The organism is Acidocella sp. (assembly GCF_028687955.1).
Lineage (GTDB): Bacteria > Pseudomonadota > Alphaproteobacteria > Acetobacterales > Acetobacteraceae > Acidocella.
The window spans coordinates 2,971-11,665 of the sequence record NZ_JAQTZC010000067.1; the positions used below are offsets into that span (position 1 = coordinate 2,971).

The 8,695-nt window shown below is 62.2% G+C and carries 6 protein-coding genes and 1 pseudogene; 4 read left to right on the plus strand and 3 right to left on the minus strand.

Features of this window, described 5'->3' with window-relative positions; translation table 11 throughout:
• Nucleotides 1-639 (minus strand): SLC13 family permease (locus PHE40_RS09100; protein WP_299961014.1); only part of this gene is annotated, 639 nt, incomplete at its 3' end.
• A 122-nt stretch (nucleotides 640-761) separates the two neighbouring features.
• On the opposite strand from PHE40_RS09100, the gene PHE40_RS09105 reads away from it, so the two are divergent.
• The 3 genes from PHE40_RS09105 to alaS are packed head-to-tail and all read left to right on the plus strand — an operon-like array spanning nucleotide 762 to nucleotide 5,051.
• The gene (locus tag PHE40_RS09105; protein WP_299961016.1) at nucleotides 762-1,598 is read left to right on the plus strand and encodes an undecaprenyl-diphosphate phosphatase; all 837 of its coding nucleotides are present in this window, start codon (nucleotides 762-764) and stop codon (nucleotides 1,596-1,598) included.
• 3 nt (nucleotides 1,599-1,601) lie between these two features.
• Nucleotides 1,602-2,363 carry a GDSL-type esterase/lipase family protein gene (locus PHE40_RS09110; RefSeq protein WP_299961018.1) on the plus strand — a complete coding sequence of 254 codons (762 nt, stop codon included), beginning with the start codon at nucleotides 1,602-1,604 and terminating at the stop codon, nucleotides 2,361-2,363.
• Nucleotides 2,364-2,417: 54 nt separating this feature from the next.
• Complete coding sequence (gene alaS, locus PHE40_RS09115) at nucleotides 2,418-5,051, plus strand: alanine--tRNA ligase (protein ID WP_299961020.1); 2,634 nt, start codon at nucleotides 2,418-2,420, stop codon at nucleotides 5,049-5,051.
• Nucleotides 5,052-5,073: 22 nt separating this feature from the next.
• On the opposite strand, the gene PHE40_RS09120 is transcribed toward alaS, so the two are convergent.
• Together PHE40_RS09120 and PHE40_RS09125 are read right to left on the minus strand one after the other, a co-directional pair.
• On the minus strand, nucleotides 5,074-6,006 hold the full coding sequence (locus tag PHE40_RS09120) for a glycosyltransferase family 2 protein (protein WP_299961022.1): 933 nt from the start codon (nucleotides 6,004-6,006) through the stop codon (nucleotides 5,074-5,076).
• Between the two features lie 12 nt (nucleotides 6,007-6,018).
• Nucleotides 6,019-7,449 (minus strand): DUF2142 domain-containing protein, encoded by a 1,431-nt coding sequence (locus tag PHE40_RS09125; RefSeq protein WP_299961026.1) that lies wholly within the window; start codon nucleotides 7,447-7,449, stop codon nucleotides 6,019-6,021.
• A 223-nt stretch (nucleotides 7,450-7,672) separates the two neighbouring features.
• Between PHE40_RS09125 and PHE40_RS09130 the strand changes: the two are divergent.
• Nucleotides 7,673-8,695 (plus strand): annotated as a pseudogene (locus tag PHE40_RS09130) (hypothetical protein); the annotation flags it as partial.

Here is an 8,695-nt window from a genome sequence, read left to right on the forward strand (position 1 = left end):
GGCGGAGAGTGCCGGCTGGTGCGCCTGCGCCGCCAGCGGCAGCATCAGGGCCCGGCGCTGCGTGAAGCGCAGCAGCAGAAACGTCACGCCAACCGCCACCACCGATGCCAGCCCGAACTGGCGCACCCACCCCAGCAACGGCGGCAGCGCCGCGCCGTAAACCACCAGACTGGCCGGGTTGGAAATCGGCAGCACGAACGATGCCGCGTTGGCGACAAACGCGCAGATCAACAAAAACGGCAGCGGCTGCTCCGCTTTCACCGCCCGTGCCATCGCCGCCACGGCAGGGGTGAACACCACGGCGGTCGCATCGTTGGAGAGAAACATCGTAACCACCACGGCCATGCCATAGATCATCGCAAACAGCCGCGCCGCCGAGCCCCCCGCGCGCCGCGCCACCCAGCCGGCTGCCCAGGCGAACAGGCCCTGGTCCGCCGCCAGCTCCGCCAGAATCATCATGCCCGTGAGAAACAGGTAAACATCCGCCCCCTGCCCCACCCCGCGCAGCGCCGCCCCAACCGGCAGCAAGCCAAAGGCGACCAGCGCCAACGCCCCCGCCAGCGCCGGCACCACCTCGCGCACCCCCCAAGGCCGCAAAATAACACCGCCCACACTTAGCGTGACAACACTCCAGGTCATCCACGCCGTCAGCACCACGCCACCCCGCCCGTATTGTTAAAACGCTTCATACCTCACGCTTAGCAGTGGCAAAAATTTCCGCAATGCGGCAAAGGAGGCGCCATACCGCCCAGGGAGTCCCCATGAGTTTTCTACATGCCATGATGTTCGCCGTGCTGCAGGGCGCCAGCGAGCTATTTCCCGTCAGCAGCCTCGGCCATGCCGTCGTTGTGCCCGCCCTGTTGCATTGGGGGATAAACCAGGCCAGCCCCGGCTTTCTGCCCTTCCTTGTCATGCTGCATCTGGGCACCGCCATCGGCATGCTGCTGTTTTTCTATGCTGACTGGCTGGGCATGCTGCGCGGCGTCTTGGGGCTTGGCTACGCCACCGAGGTGAAAACCCAGCGCGCCCTGCTGCTGCGGCTCATCATCGCCACTCTCCCCGCCGTCATCATTGGCTTCATCATCAAAAAACCGGTGGCGCATCTCTTCGCCAGCCCGCTCATCGCCGCGCTGTTCCTCATCGCGAACGCCGGGCTGCTGTTCCTGGGCGAGCGCCTGCGCGGGCGCGCCCTGCGCAGCAGCGCCACCCTCACCAATGCAGACGCGCTAGTCATCGGCTTTTTCCAGTGCCTCGCCTTCCTGCCCGGAATCTCCCGTTCGGGTGCCGCCATCGTCGGCGGCCTGCGCCGCGGCGCGGGGCATGAGGAAGCCGCCAAGTTTGCCTTCCTTATGGGCACGCCGGTGATCTTCGCCGCCAGCGTGCTCGAGGTCCCCAAGCTCGTCCACGCGCATGAGCTCCACTCCCTGTTCGGCGCAGCCACCTTCGCCGCCGTTGCGGCCGGGGTGGTCGCGTATGCCAGCACCGCATTTCTCATGCGCTATTTCCATAACCACGACTCCTGGGCCTTGCTGCCCTTCGCCTGGTATTGCGCTCTGCTCGGCGCCGCCAGCTTCACACTGCTGCTGTTTGGCTTGTAAGCCATGAAGCGCCTGCTCCGCGCTCTTTTCCTGATCCTTCCCCTGGCCGCCGCGCCGCTGGCCGCGCAGGCGCGCATCAATCTCGCCGAAGCGCCCATCGGCCGCACCAGCCTACCCTGGTGGCGAGCCCGCTTCGCCCGCACATTGGAACAAGCCAAAGCCGACCCCGGCGCCAAAATCGTCTGGCTGGGCGACTCCATCACCTACTACTGGCAGCGCCACGGCGGCCATGGCTACGATGACATCCTCCCTGTTTGGAGCCACTACTACGCCCCCTATGCCGCGCTTGACTTCGGCTTTATCGGCGACACCACCTCCAGCCTCATCTGGCGGCTGGACCACGGCCAGGTCGCCGGGCTGCATCCGCGCCTCGTCATCATTCTCATCGGCGCCAACAACTTTGGCCGCGTGCACTGGGATGCAACCATGACCGTCCCGGGCATCGAATCCGTGGTGGCCAGCACCCGCCGCCGCCTGCCCGGCTCGCATATCCTCCTGCTCGGGGTGCTGCCCTCCATCCGCGCCCCCTGGGTGGATGCCCAAACCACCGCCACCAACGCCGCCCTGGCTCGCCACTACGCGAGTAACGCCGATGTCACCTTCATCGATGTGAGCCACGTGCTGCAAAAACACGGCAAAACCGACGCCTCCCTCTATGTCGACCCGCGGCTGACCCCGCCTGAGCCCGCCCTGCACCCCAACGCCACAGGCATGGCCCGCATCGCCGCCTTCATCCAGCCCACGGTCGAAAAATACGCCCGGTAACTTCCTGCGCCCCCAGACTTGGCGAAAAGCGGGCAAACCTGTAATCCCGGTAACATGGTCACCAGCAACGATATCCGCGCCACCTTCCTCAACTATTTCGCCCGCAACGGCCACACAGTCGTACCCAGCGCCCCGCTGGTGCCCCGCAACGACCCGACGCTGCTCTTCACCAGCGCTGGCATGGTGCCGTTCAAGAATTTGTTCACCGGGCAGGAGAAACGCTCTTATGTCCGCGCTGCCTCGTCGCAAAAATGTGTGCGCGCCGGCGGCAAGCATAACGACCTGGATAATGTCGGCTATACCGCCCGCCACCATACGTTCTTCGAGATGCTGGGCAATTTCTCCTTCGGTGACTATTTCAAGGAACAGGCCATCCTCCACGCCTGGACCCTGCTGACCAAGGATTTTGGTCTCCCCAAGGACAAGCTCCTCGTTACAGTTTACCACACAGATCACGAAGCGGCCGATCTGTGGAAAAAAATCGCCGGGGTGGCGGACCAAAAAATCATCCGCATCCCTACCGACGATAATTTCTGGAAAATGGGAGACACCGGCCCCTGCGGCCCCTGCTCGGAAATTTTCTACGACCACGGCGAAGGCATCCCCGGCGGCCCGCCTGGTTCCCCGGATGAAGACGGCGACCGCTTCATCGAGATCTGGAACCTCGTGTTCATGCAATATGAGGAAGGCCCGCCCGGCACGCGTAACCCGCTCCCGCGTCCCTCCATCGACACCGGCATGGGCCTGGAGCGCTTCGCCGCCATCCTGCAAGACAAACACGACAATTACGACACCGATACTTTGCGCGCCCTCATCATGGCCTCGGCGGAGGCCACCGGCCAGGACCCTGACGGCAGATTCAAGACCAGCCACCGCGTGGTGGCCGACCATCTGCGCTCGACATCCTTCCTGATGGCTGACGGCGTACTCCCCTCCAACGAAGGCCGCGGCTATGTGCTCCGCCGCATCATGCGCCGCGCCATGCGCCACGCCCACCTCATGGGCGCCACCGAACCGCTGATGCACCGCCTCGTCCCCGCGCTGGTCCGCCAGATGGGCCAGGCTTACCCAGAGCTCAACGCCGCCGAGCCGCTCATCACCGAGACATTGCAACTCGAGGAAAACCGTTTTCGCGCGATGCTCGATCGCGGCATTTCGCTGCTCAACGACGAAGCCGAAACCATCCCCTCCGGCGGTTCGCTATCGGGCGCCGTGGCCTTCAAACTCTACGACACCTTTGGCTTCCCGCTCGACCTCACCCAGGACGCCCTTCGCGAACAAGGCAAGACCGTTGACATCGAAGGCTTCAACGCCGCGATGGACGAACAGCGCCGCCGCGCCCGCGCCGCCTGGGCCGGCTCTGGCGAGGCCGCGACCGAAACCGTGTGGTTTGAGCTGAAGGAGCAGCTCGGCGCCACCGAATTTCTGGGCTACACCACGGAAACTGCCGAAGCCACTATCACCGCCCTCATCGTCGACGGCCAGCCCACCGGCCACGCGCTGGCGGATCAATCCGTCGCCATCCTGCTGAACCAGACCCCCTTCTATGCCGAAAGCGGCGGCCAGGTGGGCGACACCGGCTACCTCACCGGCCCCGATAATCTGCGCATCCGCATCACCGACACGCAAAAGAAGCTTGGTGAACTCTTCGTCCACCTCGGCGTGGTGGAGGCAGGCACCGCGCGCACCGGCCAGCCCGTTCTGGCGGCGGTGGACCATGCCCGCCGCGGCGCCATCCGCGCGCACCATTCCGCCACCCATCTGCTGCACGAGGCGCTGCGCCGCGCCCTTGGCACCCATGTCATGCAAAAAGGCTCGCTCAACGCGCCAGACCGCCTGCGGTTTGACATCTCCCAGCCCCGCCCCATCACGGCGGAAGAACTGGCCATCGTGGAGCGCGAAGTAAACACCCGCATCCGCGACAACGCCGAAGTCACCACCCGGCTGATGACCCCGGATGAAGCCGTTAAACTCGGCGCCATGGCGCTGTTTGGTGAAAAATACGGCGATGAGGTCCGCGTGGTGGGCATGGGCAACCCCGATGGCGCCAAATCCGCCTGGTCGGTCGAACTCTGCGGCGGCACCCATGTTTCGCGCACCGGTGACATCGGCCTCTTCCGCATCACCTCCGAAGGTGCGGTCTCCGCGGGCGTGCGCCGCATCGAGGCTCTGGCCGGTGCAGCCGCCATCGCCGCCGTCGAGGACGAATCCCGCCTCCTGGCCGAAGCCGCCGCCACGCTGAAGGCCCAGCCTGCCGAGCTCCCCGCCCGCATCACCCAGCTCCAGGACGAGAAAAAGCGCCTGGAGCGTCAGGTCGCCGAATTGCAGAAAAAGCTGGTGCTCAGCAGCGCCGCCGCCAGTGTTGAGACCATCAACGGCGTAAAAACCCTGCTGCGCCACGTTGGCGACATTCCGGCGAAGGAGCTGAAGCCCATCGCCAGCGATCTGCTGAAGTCAATCGGCGCGGGCATCATCGCCCTCATTGCCACCACCGATGGCAAGGCTGCGATCATCACCGCCGTCTCCGATGATCTCTCATCCACCCACAGCGCGGTAGATTTGGTCCGCCTCGCCGCGGCGGCGGTTGGCGGGGCGGGCGGCGGCGGCAACAAAACCATGGCCCAGGCCGGCGGCCCGGACGGCAACGCCTGGCAGGCCGCACTGGCGGCCATCCGCAACGCTCTTTAACCTGTGTGAAGTGCTGGGGGCTTTACGCGCCCCAGCGCGCTATCGCCAGATATGCCAGCCGCTTGGCCTCCTTGCGCGCCCGCGCCACGGAGTCCAGAATCAGGCCGCAGGCGAAGGAGAGAAACGAGATCATCATGATCCCGGTCGAGAGCACCGCCGTCGGCAACCGCGGCACCAGCCCGGTTTTGAGATACGCCGTCACCACCGGGAAACCCAGCGCGATGGCCAGCAGCATCAGCAGCACACCCGCCAGGGTGAAGAACTGCAACGGCCGTTCCTCCTTCACCAGCACCAGAATCGTCCGCGAAATCCGCAAGCCGTCAGAGTAGGTCCGCAGTTTCGAGGCCGACCCCGCCGGACGCTCGCGGTAGCTCACCGGCAATTCGGCTAGCGGCATCATCAAATCAAGCGCATGGATGGTGAATTCCGTTTCGGTTTCAAACCCTGACGCCAGGGCCGGAAAAGTCTTCACGAACCGGCGTGAGAACACCCGGTAGCCTGAAAGCATGTCCCTGATCCGGTCACCAAACACCATCCTCACCAGCCCCGAGAGCACGCGGTTGCCCATCCGGTGCCCCCGCCGGTAGGCCTGCGTTTCCTCCCCCGCCACGTTGCGCTGACCGTTGACCATATCGAGATGCTCTTCCAGGAGTAGCCTGACCATCTCCGGCGCGGCGGCGGCATCGTAAGTATCATCGCCATCCACCAGCACATAGGCATCAGCCTCAATATCGGCGAACATCCGCCGAATTACATGACCTTTGCCCTGCAATGCCTCCCGCCGCACCATCGCCCCGGCGGTGGCGGCAACCAGCGCCGTGCCATCGCTGGAATTATTATCGTAAACATAAACCTCCGCCGCCGGCAGGCACGCGCGGAAATCGGCCACCACCTTGCCAATCGCCACCGCCTCGTTGAAGCATGGAATCAGCACGGCAATTTTTATAGACTTCATATCCTACCTCGCCTAATGCAGATAATAATTGCATACAAGCTTCATCGGAATATAACCTACGTCGTACACTCCGAGCATAATGGCTGGCAACGCAGGCAAGAGCGGCGGCAGCTGAAAGCGCCCGCGCCAGCTGGGGAACAGAAACATCAGAAACGGCAATAAAGGCAAACTATAGCGTCCTTGCATGCCGTCGATAATATCCAGCCCAACATTAGTCCAACTCAGATAGAAACTGATCATAATCAACCAGTATGTAGAAAGCAGCAGAAAACCAACCCACAGAGAATCAGCTAATGGCTTGCACGGCTTCCCTTGCTCCGGGCGGGCGCAAAAAACCAAGCCTGCTAAAGATGAAACCAGCGCCCCGCCCCAGAGCATATAATAAGATTGAGGCAGCATAATTTGCAGCAGACCCAAAACTCCAACCATCTGATCCAGAAACTGATTGTGCCAAAGTAAAATCGTGTGCCACGGCAGGGTAAAAAATCTTGATGGCTTGGCCAACAAAATATGCAAATTTATGGCCGGGCTGGTCTGATTCATCCAAATATTACGATCCCCCGGATAGAGCACACCAGGATGATACATCCCCTTTTTGAAGGGAATGATGACAAACAATGAAATCAGAACAACCCATAGCAGCACCGGAACGCATGCAATCACAATCTCGCGAACACGCAACCAAAAGCCTTCTTTGCATAATGGTAGAAGAAACATGCCCAGTAATAAAATATAGGGAGGCTTCGAGCCCAGGAACAATACCAGCACCACCAGGCCCAACAACCTGAACCCGCGTGAATGGCGCGTTAGCGCCGCACAAGCCAGACAGACCAAAGCGATCAGCACAGCGTCCTGATTCACAGTACCCGCCAGAAAAAGCGTCATTGGCATAAGCAGCACCACAAGCAGCACCGCCTCACCGAAAGCCGCAATCCACAACGCCAAAAAACCTAGAATCAAAAAGGCGCCGAGCATAAAAAACCGCGCCAACATCAAGCAGGAAAATGGCGATAATTTCAACATCAAACCAATTGCCATCCCCAGCGTGGCGGGCGTATAAGCCACCGGGAAATATGCTGCTGTGTTTGGTATGTTAACAAAAAAATTTTTATGGTCTGGCAATTGCGCCCTCGTTGCCAAAAAGTCCTGCTCGGTGACAACAGGGCGATTTTCAATTTCAGTATATGCTCCGAACGAAGCCCTAAACAGCCCATTATCCACCTCCACACCTGTTTTTTGAACAGGTGCTCCCGTCTTCTCATCTGCTAATGTTTTACGCACTCCAAGAACTGCCCCACGCAACAAGCCAGCCGCCCGTGCGACATGGGCCGGCTCATCGGGCGATTGCCCCAGCGGCGTTAGCAGCGCTGTCATGGTTCCAACGGGAAATGCACCTAAAATAAAAGCTGCTAAAATAATGAATTTGCTTAAATTATTTTTCATCACGTCACTTCTTTTTAAGCTATGCACTAAACTCACCCTCCTATAGCCGCATTGCCCTGAACAGCAAAAAGCGGTTCCCAAAGAGGTGAAGCCACTCACCATCGGGAACGCCCCCGGACCACCGGCAAAAACTCATCATCCGCCTGGCCTGCACCCTGACGCTGCTGGCCGGGCTGCTCTGAACGGTTTTTTGCGGCTATGCCGGATTACGGTAAAAAGCCGCATGATCCGCAACCACTGGCGCGCCATCCTCGCCCTCACCCTCATCGTGCTGCTGGCCAACGCCGGCATCCTCAGCGGCGCCTTCATCTGCGACCCCGAAACACTATACTCCAGCCTCGCCACCAGCGGCGCCCCCGGCATCGTCCCCGGCTCCGCCTGCTATATTGACCCCGCAGTCGCCCAGCTCACCCAGCCGCTGGGCTATCTCAGCGCGCAGGACTGGCTGCACGGCACCATCCCCTGGTGGAACCCCTATGGCGGCGTTGGCATGCCGCTCGCCGCCGAAATGCAGAACGAATCCTTCTTCCTGCCCTTCGTGCTGCTGCTGCATTTCCATAACGGCTGGTTCCTCCAACGTGTGCTCTTCCAGCTCCTCAGCGGCATTTTTACCTACGCCTTCCTCACGGAGCTGCGCCTGGACACTGCCGCCGCGCTGCTCGGCGGCGCGCTGTTCTCCCTCAACGGCACCTTCATCCTCACCGCGGGCACCGTCACCGCGCCCATCTTCTGCCTGCCCCTGCTGCTGCTCGGCATTGAGCATACCTGGCACGCCGCCGCCGCCAACCGGCGCATGGGCTGGTCGCTGGTGCCGCTGGCCCTGGCCAGCTCCATCTACGCCGGCTTCCCCGAAACCGCGTATCTGAACAGCCTGCTCGCCGGTTGCTGGACCCTGCTGCGCCTCGCCCAGAGCCCCGGCCCGGCGCGGGCGCGCTTCCTCGGCAAAATGCTACTCGCAGCCAGCATCGGCCTCGCCCTCACCCTGCCGTTGGTACTGCCATTTCTGGCCTATCTGCAGACCGGCGATGCCGGGGCGCATGATTTCGCTCTCCTGGCGCGCGGCACCCTGCCGGTGCCCGCCGCCCCCCTGCAGATGCTCCCGCTCTTCTACGGCGCCATCGCGCAATTTACCCCGCCGGGCACCACGCACCTGTTCAAAGACTTTATGTGGGTGCGCATCGGCGGCTGGTTCGGCTGCGCCCCGGTCCTGCTTGCCTGCTACGCCCTGGTGCCCAAGGCCGCGCCT